17 protein-coding genes are annotated in these 17,762 nt (G+C 40.6%); 6 read left to right on the top strand and 11 right to left on the bottom strand.

Annotated elements, in window-relative coordinates; all coding sequences use genetic code 11:
* Positions 1–3 precede the first annotated feature (3 nt).
* Positions 4–1,035, bottom strand: a complete 1,032-nt coding sequence (locus BOD01S_RS12510; RefSeq protein ID WP_174523089.1) for an NAD(P)/FAD-dependent oxidoreductase — start codon at positions 1,033–1,035, stop codon at positions 4–6.
* A gap of 171 nt (positions 1,036–1,206) precedes the next feature.
* On the opposite strand from BOD01S_RS12510, the gene BOD01S_RS12505 reads away from it, so the two are divergent.
* Genes BOD01S_RS12505 through BOD01S_RS12490 form a run of 4 tightly spaced genes read left to right on the top strand, consistent with a single transcriptional unit; the run spans position 1,207 to position 5,129 of the window.
* A complete protein-coding gene (locus tag BOD01S_RS12505) occupies positions 1,207–2,253 on the top strand; it encodes an iron-siderophore ABC transporter substrate-binding protein (RefSeq protein WP_052125000.1) in 1,047 nt (348 codons plus the stop codon).
* A complete protein-coding gene (locus BOD01S_RS12500; protein WP_052125039.1) occupies positions 2,246–3,283 on the top strand; it encodes a FecCD family ABC transporter permease in 1,038 nt (345 codons plus the stop codon). Before BOD01S_RS12505 ends, BOD01S_RS12500 begins: the two co-directional genes overlap by 8 nt.
* Before the next feature lie 38 nt (positions 3,284–3,321).
* On the top strand, positions 3,322–4,317 hold the full coding sequence (locus tag BOD01S_RS12495; protein ID WP_244887315.1) for a FecCD family ABC transporter permease: 996 nt from the start codon (positions 3,322–3,324) through the stop codon (positions 4,315–4,317).
* Complete coding sequence (locus BOD01S_RS12490; protein WP_036158938.1) at positions 4,317–5,129, top strand: ABC transporter ATP-binding protein; 813 nt, start codon at positions 4,317–4,319, stop codon at positions 5,127–5,129. Before BOD01S_RS12495 ends, BOD01S_RS12490 begins: the two co-directional genes overlap by 1 nt.
* A 155-nt stretch (positions 5,130–5,284) precedes the next feature.
* Here BOD01S_RS12490 and BOD01S_RS12485 read toward each other — a convergent pair whose 3' ends face one another.
* The gene (locus BOD01S_RS12485) at positions 5,285–5,842 is read right to left on the bottom strand and encodes a TetR/AcrR family transcriptional regulator (RefSeq protein ID WP_036158935.1); all 558 of its coding nucleotides are present in this window, start codon (positions 5,840–5,842) and stop codon (positions 5,285–5,287) included.
* 168 nt (positions 5,843–6,010) lie between these two features.
* Here BOD01S_RS12485 and BOD01S_RS12480 point away from each other — a divergent pair, with 168 nt between their 5' ends.
* Positions 6,011–6,769 carry an SDR family oxidoreductase gene (locus BOD01S_RS12480; RefSeq protein ID WP_036158934.1) on the top strand — a complete coding sequence of 253 codons (759 nt, stop codon included), beginning with the start codon at positions 6,011–6,013 and terminating at the stop codon, positions 6,767–6,769.
* A gap of 71 nt (positions 6,770–6,840) precedes the next feature.
* Here the strand turns inward: BOD01S_RS12480 and BOD01S_RS12475 are convergent, their stop codons facing one another.
* The 5 genes from BOD01S_RS12475 to BOD01S_RS12455 form a co-directional block, all read right to left on the bottom strand.
* Positions 6,841–8,103, bottom strand: coding sequence for a M48 family metallopeptidase (locus BOD01S_RS12475; protein ID WP_036158932.1), 1,263 nt, complete (start codon positions 8,101–8,103; stop codon positions 6,841–6,843).
* A 279-nt stretch (positions 8,104–8,382) separates the two neighbouring features.
* The gene (locus BOD01S_RS12470) at positions 8,383–8,562 is read right to left on the bottom strand and encodes a hypothetical protein (protein WP_036158930.1); all 180 of its coding nucleotides are present in this window, start codon (positions 8,560–8,562) and stop codon (positions 8,383–8,385) included.
* Between the two features lie 72 nt (positions 8,563–8,634).
* Positions 8,635–9,387: a GNAT family N-acetyltransferase gene (locus BOD01S_RS12465; RefSeq protein WP_036158928.1), complete on the bottom strand. Its 753-nt coding sequence runs from the start codon at positions 9,385–9,387 to the stop codon at positions 8,635–8,637.
* Positions 9,388–9,534: 147 nt separating this feature from the next.
* Positions 9,535–10,584 (bottom strand): ribosome small subunit-dependent GTPase A, encoded by a 1,050-nt coding sequence (rsgA, locus tag BOD01S_RS12460; protein ID WP_036158926.1) that lies wholly within the window; start codon positions 10,582–10,584, stop codon positions 9,535–9,537.
* A gap of 277 nt (positions 10,585–10,861) precedes the next feature.
* On the bottom strand, positions 10,862–11,443 hold the full coding sequence (locus BOD01S_RS12455; protein ID WP_036158925.1) for a YdhK family protein: 582 nt from the start codon (positions 11,441–11,443) through the stop codon (positions 10,862–10,864).
* A gap of 625 nt (positions 11,444–12,068) precedes the next feature.
* On the opposite strand from BOD01S_RS12455, the gene BOD01S_RS12450 reads away from it, so the two are divergent.
* On the top strand, positions 12,069–13,427 hold the full coding sequence (locus tag BOD01S_RS12450) for a hypothetical protein (protein WP_036158924.1): 1,359 nt from the start codon (positions 12,069–12,071) through the stop codon (positions 13,425–13,427).
* A 147-nt stretch (positions 13,428–13,574) separates the two neighbouring features.
* On the opposite strand, the gene BOD01S_RS12445 is transcribed toward BOD01S_RS12450, so the two are convergent.
* The 4 genes from BOD01S_RS12445 to BOD01S_RS12430 all read right to left on the bottom strand — a co-directional run bounded on the left by BOD01S_RS12445 (position 13,575) and on the right by BOD01S_RS12430 (position 17,646).
* The gene (locus BOD01S_RS12445) at positions 13,575–14,828 is read right to left on the bottom strand and encodes a helix-turn-helix domain-containing protein (protein ID WP_036158922.1); all 1,254 of its coding nucleotides are present in this window, start codon (positions 14,826–14,828) and stop codon (positions 13,575–13,577) included.
* A 507-nt stretch (positions 14,829–15,335) separates the two neighbouring features.
* Positions 15,336–17,042, bottom strand: coding sequence for a putative bifunctional diguanylate cyclase/phosphodiesterase (locus BOD01S_RS12440; protein WP_036158920.1), 1,707 nt, complete (start codon positions 17,040–17,042; stop codon positions 15,336–15,338).
* 275 nt (positions 17,043–17,317) lie between these two features.
* Entirely contained in the window at positions 17,318–17,488 is a 171-nt protein-coding gene (locus BOD01S_RS12435) for a hypothetical protein (RefSeq protein WP_036158918.1), read from the bottom strand.
* Entirely contained in the window at positions 17,485–17,646 is a 162-nt protein-coding gene (locus tag BOD01S_RS12430) for a hypothetical protein (protein WP_036158915.1), read from the bottom strand. The genes BOD01S_RS12435 and BOD01S_RS12430 overlap by 4 nt, the downstream gene beginning before the upstream one ends.
* Positions 17,647–17,762: the final 116 nt, after the last annotated feature.

Raw genomic sequence — 17,762 nt, 5'->3', positions numbered from 1 at the left:
TGTTTAAGCAAATCTTCTCTCTAAAATCTGCTCATTTCTCTCTTTGAATTTCTCATTGTGCGAGGAAACCATCCCATATTGGTTAGCTCCCGGCTCCATATATAATTTAGCGCTGTTTACTGCCAGCACAGCATCCTGGAACGTACCTAAAATGAGTCCGACCTTATCATTGTACGAGACGATATCCCCTGCTGCAAAAATACCCGGAACCGTCGTCTTGCATTGTCCTATACTGAGTAAACAATAATCATCTTTTTTCTCCGGTTCTATTCCGGGAGCGAATTGTAATGAAACTTCCCGATTGTATCCATGGCTGACAACAATATCATCTACATGAATGGATAATGGATGGCCATTCTGCCGGATCACAGCGGTTTCAATCCGGGATTTATCTTCACTCGCTAATAACGACGTAATTTCTGCGTTCAGTAAAATATCGACTCCAGACGCCCGCAGCTTTTTGATTTGAGCTTCATGTGCCGACAATTCCTCTTTACGGTATATGACTGTGACCTTCTTTGCTACATGCAGCAACTCCACTGCCCAGTCAATCGCACCATTTCCTCCGCCTGAAATTAATACGTTGTGCCCTGAAAAGCGTTCTAGTCCTTTAATCGTATAGTGAAGATTTTTCATCTCATATTTTTCGGCACCTTCGATTTCAAGCTTGATCGGGTTAAAGATACCTCCGCCAGTCGCTATGATAATTGTTTTTGAATAATGACATTCTCCATTCGTTGTTTCGATGACAAATAGTTCGTTCTCTTTTCGGATTACATGAACTTTTGAATTTAAACACACGGTTGGATCAAATGTCATCGCCTGCTGTATCAAATTCTCAACAAAATCGCCGGCCATAATCGGCGGCTGGCCGCCAATATCCCACAGCATTTTTTCAGAGAAGATGTTAATTTTCCCTCCAAGCTTCGGCTGTACTTCAATGATCTTTGTTTTTAAATCCCGCAATCCACTATAAAATGCACTATATAAACCAGCTGGTCCTCCGCCGATGATCGTCACATCATAAATATTCATGATTCATTCCTCCACTATTCCGATAAAAATAAACCGCTTAATTAAAAGAAATTGTATTGACTTAAGTTGGTTACAAGTATAACATTCTTTAGTGATAATGAGAATCTTTTTCAATTAATTTGTTGAAAATCTTTCTCATTTATTCATTAAACGAAAAAGGAAGGTATGGAAATGAAAAAAATAATTCTCACGATGCTTCTTTCATTGATGACAGTAGCTGCTTTGGTTGGGTGCTCTGATGCAACTTCAACAAAGGAAAAGAAATCTTCAGAAAAGACAGAAGCTGAAACAGGCTCTGAAACAGCGTACCCGATCACTATTAAACATGCACTTGGCGAAACGGTAATTGAAAAAAAGCCGGAGCGTATTGTGACAATTCAGTGGGCGAACCATGACGTCGCTTTAGCTTTAGGTGTTGTGCCGGTAGGCTTTTCTGCAGCAAACTTTGGTGTGCAGGATGACAGCGGTTTACTTCCATGGACTAAGGAAAAATTAAAAGAGCTCGGTGTCACTGATCCAAATGTCTTTATGGATACGGATGGGCTTGATTTTGAAGCAATTTCAGACGCCAAGCCGGATGTTATTTTAGCTTCGTATTCAGGTATTACACAAGAGGATTATGATTTATTAACGCAAATTGCTCCTGTTGTTGCTTACCCGACGGCTCCTTGGGCTACTACGTGGCGTGAACAGGTGGAGTTCAACTCAAAAGGTATGGGTATGGAAGAGGAAGGAAAACAATTAATCGCAGATGTGGAAAAGATGATGACAGAAAAATTAGAGGCCTACCCGCAGATTAAAGGAAAAAAAGTGGTTTGGGTGAACTTCTCCGAGCAGGACTTATCACAGTTACATATTTACACTCCAATCGATTCACGTGCAGCTTTCTTACAGGAATTAGGCATGTCCTACCCAGAAAGTATTACTGAATTGATTACAGACCCGACAGGCTATTCACTTAATTTAAGTGCTGAAAATACAGAAGCTCTATATGATGCTGATATCATCGTCGGCTATGGGAACGATGAATTATTATCCACGATCCAAGCTGACCCATTACTAGGTAAAATTCCGGCAGTTGAACGCGGCTCCGTTGCATTTATTACAGCCGATACACCGTTAGTGGCGGCTGGTACGCCAAATCCATTGTCAATTGAATATACAATTGATGAGTACCTGGAATTAATCGGTGGAGCTATTGACAAAATCAATGAATAATTTTGTGGTTTCAGGCAAAAAAAGTGACTTTCATTTACCGAAAAACTTTAAAATAACGCTGATTGTACTTGTACTATTACTCATTGCAAGTATTGCAGCATCCTTGTTCTTTGGAGCTAAAGCGGTGAGTATGCAGGACTTGATCGATGGCCTATTTTATTCTGACCGTGACTCTCATGGAGCAAACATTGTCAGAAAACGCGTTTCCAGAACGATATTTGCTCTGCTATGTGGGACGGCTTTAGGGGTTGCGGGGGCGCTTATGCAGGCGGTTACCCGCAACCCTCTTGCTGATCCAAGTATTCTAGGCGTCAATACAGGTGCTTCGTTATTTGTTGTGTTCGGTATCGCCTATTTAAATATCACATCTGCCAATCAGTATATTTGGTTCGCACTGGCTGGCGCTGCTCTTACGGCTATTTTTGTATTTGGTATCGGCTCGTTGGGAAGAGGCGGCGCTACGCCGATTAAGCTAGTTTTAGCAGGAGCAGCCACAACAGCCGCCCTCTCCTCGCTTGTCACAGCAATTATGATTCCGAGCACCTATGCGATGGACCAATTCCGCTTTTGGCAAATTGGCAGTGTCGGTTCAGGTACGTGGGATAACATAATGACGTTTATCCCCTTTTTACTTGTCGGGCTCGGTATCGCATTACTCACAGCGCCTGCTTTAAATGCCTTGGCGCTCGGTGATGAAGTCGCATCGAGTTTAGGCGTACATCCAAGCTCTTTGCGTTTTGGGGCGGCATTTGGCGGGGTTTTACTTTGCGGAGCGGCAACAGCATTAGCAGGACCAATTGGCTTTATAGGTCTTCTAGCGACACATGTTATGCGCCTTATATTAGGGCCGGATTTGCGTTTTGTTATTCCGATGTCCGCCTTAGCGGGTGCCATTATTTTAACGATTTCCGACTGTATAGGCAGACTCCTTGGCAGTCCCGGTGAACTTGAAGTAGGGATTGTCACAGCCTTCATCGGTGCACCAATTCTTATATTATTAGCAAAGAAATCGAAGGTGCGGTCATTATGAAAAGTGAACTTACTAATTTTCATTTTATACGGGCGGGAATGCAAAAAAGACGAAGACGGTGGCTTTTTGTAACGGCTGTTCTTACAATTAGTGCATGCTTATTATGTTGTCTTATGTTAATGCTAGGAAACACTATTTATCCTGTGAATGAGGTCGTTCGCTCGTTATTCGGCGAGCAGATACAAGGTGTGACGTTTGCGGTAAATACGATTCGGTTTCCACGTATGCTGGCAGGTGTATTTGCAGGGTTTGCTTTTGGTGTGGGAGGATATATTTTTCAAACGATGCTGCGAAACCCGCTGGCAAACCCAAATGTACTCGGTATTACATCCGGATCAAGTGTAGCAGCTGTTTTTTGTATTACCGTCCTTCATACGAGTAATGCAGTTGTTTCCGTTGCATCAGTAGGGGCAGGGCTTGCGACAGTACTAGTGATGTATGTTCTGTCAAAAGGCAAAACATTTTCTATCGGAAGGCTTATTTTAATCGGAATCGGAATTCAAGCGATGCTGGATGCTTTTATTTCTTATTTACTATTATTGAGTGCCCAGCAGGATATTTCTGCTGCGCTTCTTTGGCTAAGCGGCAGTTTAAATGGGGTACAATTATCAGAGCTTCCCCCACTGATGCTTACGGTTCTAGGATTGACACCGATTGCAGCCTTGTATGGCAAACAACTAAATATGTTGGAGCTTGGTGAACAAACTGCCTCCTCATTAGGTGTTGCAACAAATAAAACACGGCTTGTCTTAATTGTATGGGCTGTATTTTTAGTCGCCGTGGCGACAGCGACGACTGGCCCGATTGCTTTTATTTCCTTTTTGGCAGGTCCTATAGCGAACCGATTAGTCGATATCGGGGCCTCTAATATAATTCCAGCTGGTTTAGTTGGTGCAAATATTGTCTTGATTGCTGACTTGATCGGGCAGTTTGCGTTTGAATACCGGTTCCCTGTCGGTGTCATTACTGGTTTAATCGGCGCCCCTTATTTAATTTATCTGCTTATTAAAATGAACCGCAAAGGAGAATTATAATGGAGAAATCCCACCTGTTTCGGGCTGAACGACTGGCAGCTGGCTACGAAGAAAAAACCATTTTGCACGATATCAATGTAGACATCCCAAGCAATAAAATAAGCGTTATTATCGGCTCAAACGGCTGCGGGAAATCGACTCTGCTGAAAACGCTGGCAAAACTGATAAAGCCCTCTCAAGGTGAGATTACACTAGATGGTAAAGCAATCAGCAAAATCCCGCCGAAGAAATTGGCTCAACTATTAGGGGTGCTGCCGCAATCTCCTATCGTTCCGGAGGGTATTACAGTAGCAGATTTAATTGGCCGCGGCCGTTTTCCACATCAATCCTTATTTAGCGGCTGGTCCAAAAAAGATTATGAAGCGGTAGCTGAAGCGATGGAAATGATGAAAGTCACCGAATTTGCTGATTTAGACATTGACGAACTATCCGGGGGCCAAAGACAGCGTGTCTGGATTGCAATGGCTCTCGCACAGCAAACCGATATTTTGTTCCTTGATGAACCTACGACTTTCCTCGATATTACATATCAGGTAGAAATCTTGGACCTGCTGACCGATTTGAATAAAAAGCATGGAACAACAATCGTAATGGTTCTGCATGATATAAACTTATCTGCCCGCTATGCAGACTATGTTTTCGCAATGAAACAAGGACAGCTTCTCGCTGAAGGGGCACCGGAGGAAGTAATTACAGACGCATTAATCAGCGACATCTTTGGGATGGAATGTGTGGTCATAGACGACCCCGTCTCCCATACACCTCTTGTTGTACCAGTCGGCCGGTATCATTCAACAGTGAACCTATTTTGATTGATATGTTAATTAGAAGAGAAAGGAAGGCAGTTCCTCCTTTCTCCTTTATCTTCCTCCAATACTTAAAACACCTTTAAAATAAAGCCATGTTTTTCTTATCTATTTACAAAAGTGTGTTCCTTGAAAAATGATGATCCTTTTTTTCAGGATGCCTATAAATGTCTCTCTGTGATAAATCTTATTAAATACCAGTTTAATTCAGCCGGAGATGTTACGTAGCCCTCTTGATGCCATTCCAGCAATATTCCCATTATCGCATTTGTCTGATAGCTAATCTGGAAATCCGGCAAGTTTAATGGCTCGCCTTTTTGCAGAAAAGATGCGATTTCCGCTACAAAGGTGCGAATGGAGTGAAACAGCATATAGTAGTATTTCATCGGAATTTGCTCATCAAATACAATGCAGTAAAACGGCTCGTATTTTTTCACATGATGAAAGATCTGTATCATGTCTGCTTCCAGGTCTTCTACTCCCTGATCTATTTCATGATACGGGGCATGGATGGAACATTTTAAATCCTCGACAATTTCCTCAAAGTATTTTTCAAATACACCGTGGATATTTTTATAGTGCAAATAAAAGGTCCCCCGGTTAATCTTCGCTATCCTGCATAATTCACTCACCGTAATTTCCTCCAGTGGCTTCTCCTTTAATAAAACTAACAGCGCCTGCTGAATGCTCTCATGTGTTTTTGCAATGCGTAAATCCATATTTTTTCGTCTCCTATTCAACAATAAGCACTCAAACTGTTCATTATTAGACAGTTAATGATTTTTATGTTGTTTGTGCATAATTATTGTAGCTATTATAATTTTTATTGAACAGTTGTACAATATCTTCCGTTTTATTGTACAACAACTTGTAAAGGAGGAGTTCGTATGAAGTTACAAAACAAAGTAGCGATCATTACAGGGGCCGCTTCTGGAATGGGAAAAGCGATTGCGGAAGGCTATGCACAAGAAGGCGCCAACGTAGTTGTGTCCGATATGAATTTAGAAGGTGCTAAAGCCGTGGCAGATGCCATTATGGCAAATGGAGGTACTGCATTTGCTATCGATACAAATGTAACGAAGGATGAAGATTTACAGCGGCTGTTCGATGAAACACTGGCACAGTACGGTAAATTAGATATCCTAGTGAATAATGCAGGGATTATGGATGGCATGGAGCCGGTTAACGAGGTACAGGATGCACGCTGGGATATGATTTTTGCTGTCAATACAACAGCAGTCATGAAAACAATGCGTATAGCGACAGAGCTTTTCCTCAAGCAAGGTCACGGTGTCATCGTGAATAATATTTCTGCAGGCGGTCTACACGGCGGCCGCGCAGGTGCAGCCTATACAGCAAGTAAGCATGCAGTTGTGGGACTGACAAAAAATACCGCTTTTATGTTTGCAGATAAAGGTATCCGCTGTAACGGTATTGCACCGGGAGCAGTGATGACAAATATCTCTGCTTCAATGACAAACATCAGCGAGTACGGTGCAGGCAAGCAGCAACTGGGCATGAGCTTAAACCCGCGCGTCGGCCAGCCTGAAGAAATCGCAAAGCTGGCGATATTCCTCGGATCTGAAGATGCAAGCTTCATCAACGGTGTCGTAGTCACTGCTGACGGCGGATGGACAACGTATTAATTTTATACAACCGAAAACACCTTGCTACCGTTCAATCAGCGGATAGGCAAGGTGTTTTCCGTTAAAGCACATTATTCTTTCTTTTCCTGTTTTTTCACGTTATAGATCCTGTCGATAAGCGGCGGGTGGGAGTAACGGAACCACTTGACTAAAAGCGGTGGATTCGTTTCGCTCAAGCTTGTCTTGGCGAGAGCCTGGAAGGTAGAAATCGCATCCTTCTCATTGCCGATCAGCTCTAGCGCATATTGGTCGGCCAAATTTTCCTCATGACGTGACACCATATTTGACAATGGATCTGATGCAAATAGAACGACTGATGATAGCAGCAAATAAAGCGGCAGTGAATGAATCGCTTCAAGTCGCTCAATATGAAGCGCCTTGCCGTATTTCCGGATGATACGGTTCATTAATTTGGCCACGATCCAGAAGGATACGAAAGTAATAGCAAAATAAAGAATCATTCCCCGGTAAACGTCCTTTTTCACATAGTGTCCCATCTCATGTGCCATGACAAAGAGGATTTCCCCTTCGGATAGCTGCTGGAGTGTTGTATCCCACAGGACAATACGTGTATTGCTGCCGATACCTGTCACATAGGCATTCATTGTATTGGTCTGCCCCGCCATTTTGACCTCATACACATGCTCTGCCGGAATACCTGCCTGATCGGCAAGGGCTAATATTTTTTCTTCCAGCTGCTTATTTTCAATTGGTGTAAAATCATTGTACAGCGGGTCTATAATTTCAGGCTTTACAAACGAATAAAACAGCATAAGCGGAATTGTAGCCATCCATACATACATCCACCAGCGCTTCACACTGCGCCGAATGAAGAAGTAAATAATGCTGACCATTATAAAGGACCAGCCAAAATCAAAGCACAGATCAATAGCATGATGCTTCAGCCATTCAGAGACCGGCTGTGTACTGAGTCCATACTGTTTGGATACCCAGTACGAGACATATCTTAATGGCAGCATGACAAGGGAAGCAGTGAATGTTAAAAAGAGCAGATAAACCGTTGTTTGCCCGGCAGCCCATTTTGAGCTTTTTTGTCCTGCACGTTCAAATAACCGGGACAGCCCCGTTAATAAAATAACGAGATAAATAAGCCATTCAAACGGTGTCATAATGAAATAAAGAAAATTTCTTGTTTTTGAATATCCTTCACTTAAATACAGTTCTCGCTGGGACATAAATGTACTTGGATCTGCTACAGTACCCCGCAATGTTTCCGGTACCCCACTGTTATCACTTATAAAAATATACACAAACATTGCGGCTGCGTAGACAACAAACAATAACAAGGCTCTGACAACCCATTTAGCTTTCATTTCATCCTCTTTTCATCGGTCAAATGGTTAACGAGCGGCAGAAGCTTGTCTCCGCACTCATTAAATTCTACCATTCAAAAAGTGAAATTATGATAAGTTCCTTACTGAATATCATGGGTTTTATAATCAATTAATGTTCCTTCTTTTAGTAATTAATCTAAAAAGAGCGAAGATAAAGCCATAAAGCGACTTTGTCTTCACTCTCAGTTAATTTTGTAAGAGAGATCATGCTATTTATGACGGTGTTAACATGATCTTACATTACAGGATGAGTCGCTATTAATCAAAAATAAACCGAAACATGCGGAAAATCATCCGAGGGATAAACAAAATGATTCGAAGAATAACATCCACGAAAAGCGGTCCAATAAATTCCTCAAATATTACATCTAGGAAACTTTCACTTTCCTTTTCATCTTGTTTCTTCTTTTTCCTCTTTTGGTGTTGCTCTGCCGACATTCATTCACCTCCACATTATTTCTTTATCTAAAAATCACTATACATATAATTTGATAATAAACGAGTTTTCTCTCATTCTACCACTTTTAGGGCCTCGTATTGGAATCCTAAGTAGTCATAATTCTGCTTCCTATACATCTCCCGTGCTGTATCTTCTCCATCTGCTACTAAAATGATTGTTTTTTCGGTGAAATGATCCATTACAAACTGCTGCATTTGGCTCCCAATCCCTTTTCTCTGCATAGAATCCGGTACAAAAAAGTTATCGATCTCTACAGTTTCCGGCTGCTCAATCAAATGCAAGAATCCGGCAGGCACACCGTCTACATAAGCAATGACAAAATACCTGTCCTCAAAGGTAAAAATACGCTGAAGATGCTCCTGCTTTTCTTTTGCGAAGTTCTCTCCGTATTGCAGGTCTTCCTTATAATTCAGTTCAAGTACCGCTGCCAAGTTCTCTTCTGAAGCAAAGCGGACTTCAACTTCCGGGTTTTTCCGTGCAGAAAATCGGGTGGGCTCAATCGAATAGAGCTCTAAAAAGCCAATAGTATACCTTTCGTTTGTCAGATACTCTATCACTTCTTCGCTGATTTTTTCATTAGAGGGAAAGATAAACTTCAGGTGTTTTTGTCCATATTGCTTGTGGTGAGTATGTAATAGCTGCTCTGCTTCCTTCAATTCCAGCAGGCTTGGCATTCTTTTAAATGCCAGTAGATTGCTGTCATACCGGCTTAACATTTCTTTTGTATGGTACTGTGCAAATAATTCATTTTCCGCAATGATGCTTCCATCACGGTTAATTTGTGCAAATGAAATGGTCTTCATCAGTCATCCTCTATTCTCATCTTTTATTTTGACCAACCGGATGATTAGGCCGTACAGCGGGTATGAAAAGCATCAGGAAAGCCTTTTATATAAAAGACTTTCCCAATGATGCTATCGTGTTTCTCCGTTATTTTTTCCTCATAATTTTCATTTTCTTTTCGTTCCTTTTGATAGCTTTTTCTGCTTGCGTTTTTCATCAAGCTTGGCTTGGGTAGTTAACTTTTTTTCTAAAAAGGCGATTTCTTTCCCGAGCTTTAAATAACTTTGAAGTCTTGCCACTTCTAATTCGCCTTCTTCAATCGCGAGAAGGACAGCACAATGAGGCTCTTTACTATGTGTACAGTCCCGGAACCGGCATTGCATGGCAAGTGCTTCTATGTCTTTAAAACTGGCATCCAGACTTTCCCGTTGATCCCATAGCTGCAATTCACGCATACCCGGTGTATCAATGAGACATCCTCCTGCAGGCAGCATAAGCAGCTCCCGGTGCGTCGTTGTATGGCGTCCTTTATCGTCATCCTCCCGTATTGCAGATACCTTCATCGAGTCACTCTCCATTAAGGCATTCGTTAATGAGGATTTCCCAGCACCTGATGAACCAAGAAGTGCTGCGGTTACACCTTCTTGTAAAAGTTCCTTTAGCTGTGCAACTCCCTCGTTTGTAATCGCGCTGGTCAATATATATTCAACACCTGGCGCATGGCGGGTTATTTCATTGATATACGGAATTGGGTCTTCACAAAGATCCAGTTTTGTCAGCACAATGACTGGTTTTGCCCCGGAATCCCAGGCGGCTGTAATATAGCGTTCTAATCTGCGGATATTAAAATCATCATTTAAACTCATGACAAGAAATACGATATCTACATTTGCGGCCACTATCTGCTGTTCAATTTCCCTACCGGCAACCTTCCGCACAAAGGAGGATTTTCTTTTTAAAAGCTGGTGGATAATCGCTTTTTCCTCTCCCGGCATCTTCTCTACAACTACCCAGTCTCCAACTGCTGGATAATCCAGACGGCTGTTTGTTCCATAGGCAAAATGTCCGGAAACGGTTGCGAGCCATTCTCCCTGTTCACCAAGCACACGATATGAATGTTTATGTTCCAATATGATACGGGCAACAGTGCGATTTTGCTGTTCATCCATTACCTGTTCTTCAAAATATGATGTAAATCCAAGTTTATTTAATTTCAACTGTACGTCCTCCAATTTATATATAAAGTAAAATAAAAAAAACCTGCAGCTGCAATTCAGCAGTTACAGGTTTTCAGACGCACAGAAGAAAGAATGTATAGTTAAACTATACACATTAGGCGTGTGAGCATGAACTGGCTAAATTGCAGCTTCGAGAATCGTCTATTGCTCTTCATGTCACATCACCCCTTTCCATAATTACCATTTACTATACAGTTCTTCTAGTCAGTTGTCAATGAATGATTTGAATCTTTTGTCAATTTTAATTTAAGCAAGTTTATTCTTTTACAGCTAATTCGCTTTCAATCAGCCATTTATGATTTTTCACTTCTTCTCCTTCTGTAGAGGTGTAATCAACCATATAGACATTTGTTTCTTCAGCTGATTCAATGACGGCTGTCGCTCCTTCCATACCTTTCAGATGATTAGCACTGATCACGACCTCACTCCCCGGCTCTAAAGGTGGCTCTTCACCAGTCAGTAACTCTTCGTGAACTACCCATTTGTGGTTTTTTACCGGGTCACCCTCTGTTAAAGGTGTATAGGAAACCATGTAGACTGTTGTTCTATAGGCACCGGTTATTTCTCCTACTGCCCCTTTCATGCCCGGCATATGATCTGCCAGAATTGTGACTTGATCCCCTTCATGAAAAGCTGGGTCATCTGCTTTCCTCAACTTTTGAGGCACTTCTTCTGGGTTGTCTTGGTGAAGCTGTGAGTGCTCCGCATTTTGGTAATCCTCTGTTCTATCATCCGCATTGCTTTCTGTATTTTTTTCATTCGCCTTCTCATCATTGCCGCCACACGCAGCAAGTAGGCTTGCACTTAAGAAAACTCCCGCTACCCATTTTTTATTCATGTAGTCCACTCTCCTTTGTCGATTCTTTGAGTCGTTACCTCTTTCCCCTCATGCTAGGCAGCTAAAACGTAAAAAGGCTGATTTGTAGCTTCTTTTCTCGCTTTTTAAAAGCCTGCTACCACTTATGGAGAAGGAATCGTTTAGTATTCAATTTCCTGTTTCTCCATTAAAATACCCAATGGTAATAGGAACGATACATCGGATCACTTTAGATAATAAAAAAGCCACCTGCAAATTTGCAGATGGCTGGTAATGGTATATATCGTTCATTCAAAGTGTAACGCTATATCATATAATGCTCCCTATTTTAAACATGCATGCTCTTTGATATTTACTTTTTGTAAGTCATTTATTCAAGGCTTCTATGATCTTATAAATTAAGATATAAGAATTTTTAACTCTAGTAGTTTTTCTATTTATGTAGTATGGAGATACTACTCAAGCATGACAGATAGACTTCCGCCAATTATACTGTAACATGAACATCTCTGCCGGAATGGTAATATTCAGGTAAGTCGAATAAAATATATAGAAACATCTTACATTACTTTTTCGATGCAATTATTACGTACTTTCCCAAAAATTCGTTATACTAAGACAAGACTGATGTAGTATGGAGGTTTATATGCTAAAAATTAAAAATATCGAATTTATTAAAGTGGTCTATGATGAATCTCTTTCCCATAATATATTTTCCATTGCGAATATTGCTTTTTCTAACTACGAACCAATCTCGGGAGCGCTTTTGTATTGGCAGAAAAATATGGATGACAATGCATTTACGCCAGAGGGTGACTATAAATTCTTTTATGATATGGCAAATGTAACGTATTTCGCTTCTGTGAAATTCCCAAAGCATGTACGGTTAACACGGGATCAACGCCAGGAGCTTGCCTATATTCTATTGGAGGAAAGAGGGTCGGTCGGTTCCTATAGTTTTGCTACCCATGCTGGAAGAAAGAAGGGATACCCGGCTGATGAAAGGTTTCAGGAACTTGACTTCCCTGCCCATTTTGATGTGACAGCGGTACCTGCCTATGTTAAATCAATTGTGACCAAAGTAGATTTGGATATGATTTTACACGCCTATCCGGAATACGATCCGATCTTTATTTCAAAGTATGCCAAGTGGCGTTACAAAGTGGCACAGCTACATCCAAATGAGCTGGATGCTTACTTGCCGTATATAGATTTTAGTGTCATCTGTGCGATTAATCCATATTTGACAGAAGCCTATTTAATAGACCATCTAGCGGATGTGGATTTTGAGATGATTGCAAGCAATTACCCTGTACTGAGCCGTTTATCAAAGCCCTTCCGTGAATATATGTACAGACAGCTTGAACCTGCACTTGCTAAAGAGCTGGAGGAATTCCTTGAAGCAGATGACGGAGAGGAGCAGGTAGTCGATATTCTTCCTTCCTTTGAGGAAGAAGAGGAAATGGCTGTTCTTGAGTTTTTCGAGTATGACCGCGGGACAAATAAATGGCCGGGTAGTGAGCATCTCGTAAAAGGAATTCCTTCCCTGGCATCACAGTTATACGACCGATTTGGTTATAAAAAGCTGACAAATAAGGAGATGGACCAAAAAGTGTCCTCTTATTCCGAGGTTCAGCTTGAGCTGATCAGCTATACATTAGAGCCGCACTGGCTTCACCGGTACCGGGAAATGCTTGACTGGTCGTTAGTTTGTGAATACAATCCTTATCTAACAGAGGACTTTTTGGAATCACATCTAAAGTATATTGATTTTTACGCCCTGGGTAATAATACAAATTGCGAGCTATCTGAAGACTTTATGGATACGCATATGAATAAGTTCAACCATCAAAAGCCTGTTCCGCTTGTGATTCGCCACTTAACTGAAAGCCTGTATCTTACACATAAGGACACAATTGTGGTGAACAGCCAGCTGTTAAACGAATATGGCGACTTATTGGATGATGAGCAGTTCCTGATACTGCAAAACCTGATTGAACCTTAAGCCGCTTACTAAACTGATTTTCGTAGTTTATGTAAAAGCATGCGATGCCGGGAACATCTGCCTTTTGCAAAGCTATAAGACAACGAGCAAACCTGCCTTAAAAGTTTTCGCTTTTAGGCAGGTTTTATCCTTTTTATGATGCTTCTGCTATTTCATAATGATTTCATACTTTTCGATAATAAACATTTTATACTTGGAGTCAGCCAGTGTTAAGCTGCCATTATGGGCATATAGAATATCCCGTTTTGCTTTTTCATGATTACCAAGCGCATTATATGCCGCTGCCCGGATCGCAAACCCGAAATAGAGATATATTAAATCAAACGGATGCTGCTGGAATTCAGGCATATAAAGGGCCGCCAATACTTCTATAACATGCTCTGCCTCTCCAAGCTGAAAATGGGCATACGCCTGCTCTACTTGAAAAAGAGGCGAAACCAACGAACCTTTCCCCCGCTTTTCCTCTAATACAGGTAAAAAATCTTTTAATAGCCTAATCGCTTTCCGGAAATCTTTTTCAATAAAATTGGCATAATGGGCATTTGCATAAACGAAAAATGTATGCATTTGAAAATCCTGTGCAAGCTCATCAAGCAGACGCAGCTTTATTAAGTATTTTTCACTTTTTCCTCTATCCTCTAATTCTACCGCTCTGGAAAACATCAGGCGGTAAAAATCCTCCAGCCGGTAATAAATACGGTTGCGCTTCGATAAGTCCATCGCTTTATCCATATAGACTTCCATCTGTTTATAATCATTTAAAGCACCGTATGCTAAAGCCAGATTGTAATATAAATCAAGTTTGACTAAATCATCCACCATATATTCATGGTTATTCAGCACCTGTTCGCCTTGGAGAAGAAATTCGAGTACCGTCTTATAATCCCTTTCTTCATAGGCATTCCAACACAAAAAACTGTATCCTTTTATGACATATGTAAACGCATGGAGCTCCTCATATTTCTCCAATACCTTTTTGTATTCCTGCAGATCAAATCCTTTTTTTAATTGACGGCTTGCACGCATCCATAAGTCCATGAGACGTACATCTTCAAAATAGGCACCTTGTATTTTGTCTATCACAGGTGTTAATAAAAGAAGCATTTCTTCAAGTATTTCCTCCTGCGTTTTATTCCGAAAAACATCAGTTGCATTTTTCATCATTTCTTCAGCCTGCAATAGCAGGGTCCGCCTTTGTGCTAACGATTGATTGTGCAGTAAAGCCGTCACATCCACTTCCAGCCGATCTGCAATATAGCGAAGACTTTCCATCGATGGCTGTGCTTTCCCGTTTTCGATTAAGCTCAGCATACCCTTTGTTAACCGATCACCAGCTAACTGGGCAAGAGTCATTTTCTTTTCTTTTCGCAACTTTTTTATGGCAGCACCTAGTTCATTCATTCTCTCACCTCTCTTTCCATCATAACAAAATTTAATATATTTAAACATTGTGTGAACAAAAAAGAATAAAAAATAAAAAAATGTTTAATTAAATTAAAAAATATTGATTTTTTCCATTTGTATAGCATATATTAAGTTTAATTAAATTAAACAAAGAGGTGATAATATGTTAGTTTCTCTGCCAAAGACTTTATGGATGCATATCAGTACTAAGTGGGATAAATGGAACTTTCTGAATATAGTCGATAATAACAACGTGGAACCTGTCAGAAAGGAAAAAATGCATGCCCATGAAGTATATAGTCCTTATCGCCGCTACCTGTATTAATGAGCAGATGCTCTGCTTTGCTAATTTCTATGATTGTGCAGGCAGAGCACGTTTTCTTGATGCATTTAAATAGAGCTGAATGTACCACCATTGACATAGTTGAAGCCGCCAGACTAACTGCGTTCTGCTTATTAAGAGAAGTACTCTAAATAAAAAAAGCCCCGTACATAATACGGAGCTTAGGAGAGCAGATTCTTTTCAATATGATGGGTAAAATCTTGGACATTCAGGGGTTTACTGAAATGATATCCCTGCACATATTCGCAGGCATATTCTTTTAATATTCGGAGCTCTTGCTCATCTTCCACTCCTTCTGCTACAACAGATAAATTTAAAGCGTGGGCAATCTTGATGATTGCTTCCACCATCGCAGTACCTTTTTCCTTACGGATATTTTTGATAAAGGAGCGGTCAATTTTCAGTGCATCCACCGGGAATTGCTTTAAGTAGCTGAGCGAGGAATAGCCTGTCCCGAAGTCGTCAATAGAAATAGTAATCCCCATGTTCTTTATGTCCTGTATTTTACTGATTAGCTCACTGTTTTGATCCAGCATACTCATCTCGGTAATTTCAATTTCCAGATGAGTGGGGTCCAGGTTCACCTCTTGTAAAATATCCTTTAATCTTTCTACAAATGTGCGCTCTGCTAAATGCTTCGGCGAGATATTCACTGCTACCCGGAGCTTGAGATGATATGTATCATTCCATTGTTTTACCTGTGTAGCTGCCTCTTTCAACACCCATTCCCCAATTTTCGAAATGAGTCCGCACTCCTCAGCAAACGGGATAAATTGGAGAGGTGAAACAACCCCCAATTCGTCATCCGTCCAGCGAATCAGCGCTTCCATTCCCTCCATTTTCCCTGTTTGGACTGTTATTTTCGGTTGATAGTGTAATTCAAAGGCGTGGTGCTGAAGGGCATGATGCAATTTTGTTTCCAGTCTCAAAAGTGAATTGCTGCTGCCGGGCAAATCGCTCGAATAAATGATAGCTGCATTGCCATTTTTCTTTTTTGCCTCATACATAGCCATATCCGCAGCTCTGATAATGTCGGATACTGTTTCACCATGAGCGGGATAAAGACTGATTCCCATACTTGCGCTCGAATAAAATTCATAATCTAAAAAACAGAAGCTTTCTTCAAATACAGCCAGCATTCTTTCTGTCGTTACCTCTATTTGAGTCATATCTTTTAAGATATATACAAATTCATCACCGTTCAATCGATAAAAGGGCTCTCCCAAACGATCAACAGCCATAAGGCGAGTGGAAATTTCCTTTAAAAACATGTCCCCGATTTTATGTCCAAGCCCGTCATTCACATTTTTAAAGCGGTTGATATCCAATAAAAAAAGAGCAAATGGCTGTCCGTTTTCTTTACTATCCTCCACCTGTTGTTCAAGTTTTTTTAATAAATGGCGCCGGTTTGGTAAGCCAGTCAAGTCATCATGATAGGCAATATGCGTAATTTGTTGAATATTTTTTTGAGCAGTAATATCTGTACGAATGGAGATATATTGATAAGGCTTTCCGCTGTCATCCATGAAGGGAACAATGGTTGTCTGCACCCAGTATAACGTTCCATCCTTTGCACGGTTACAGATTTCCCCATGCCATGTGTTTCCCTTACTAATCGTTTTCCACATATTTTTAAAGAATATTTTCGGGTGGTAGCCCGAATTCAGGATGCGGTGATCCTGGCCAATGAGTTCTTCGCGGTTGTATTTTGATATTGCACAGAATCGTTCATTTACTGACGTAATCATTCCTCTTTTATCTGTAATCGCTACGATCACGGCTTCGTCTAGTGCAGATTTCATATCCTCTAATTCGACAATCGATAAATCGAGTTTTTGTAATGCTTTTGACTCATTGAAAATTTGCATACTTCTCTCTCCATTCCCACTTACCAACTCCAAACTCTTTATTTTATTATAATGCCGGCTCTTTACAATTACAATAAGTGTTAAAAAATTAATATTTTTCTACTACTTAGTTGTTACATTTGAAGTACTGAAAAATTCTGTCAGTCGAACGAAACAATCTTATTATTTCTTTATTAACGGAAGATTCGACAAAATTACATGTATTATCTGTTTTTTTCGAAAAACAAAAAGCAGCCTTACTGGGCAATTCGTTTCAGTAAGGCTGCTATAGGGCATCAGTGACTGGCATATTCATCATGGCTCCTTTTCCGCTCTGCAGATTCGTTATAAGCATGGAGCTGCTTGTGAGATAAATTTAAAATATAATAATGAAAATTAATCGGTTCTAACTCATATTTTTCACACGCTTTTTTATATGTTTCATATCCCTCTCGGTAGTCCCTCATCCTTCATTGCTCCCTTTTTTTGTGCGTGCCTGTTCATTAAAAGCGTTCAGCTGTTCATGAGATAGCTGCATCACATAGTAACGGAAATTGATTGGCTCCAAACCATATTGTTCACATCTCTCACGATACACTTCATAACCTTCTTGATATATTGTCATATGAATCCTCCTTGTACTATAACAGTAATTATTTTATGTAATTAATATAGTACAGATTCATAAGAGTGTCAATAATATTCAGAAACTTTTTCCGGCGAGTTCAGTCGCTTTTACTA

This window comes from Lysinibacillus odysseyi 34hs-1 = NBRC 100172, from assembly GCF_001591965.1.
GTDB classification, from domain to species: domain Bacteria; phylum Bacillota; class Bacilli; order Bacillales_A; family Planococcaceae; genus Lysinibacillus_B; species Lysinibacillus_B odysseyi.
The sequence above is the reverse complement of the archived record's forward strand: the minus strand, read 5'-3'. Positions and strand labels throughout refer to the sequence as shown.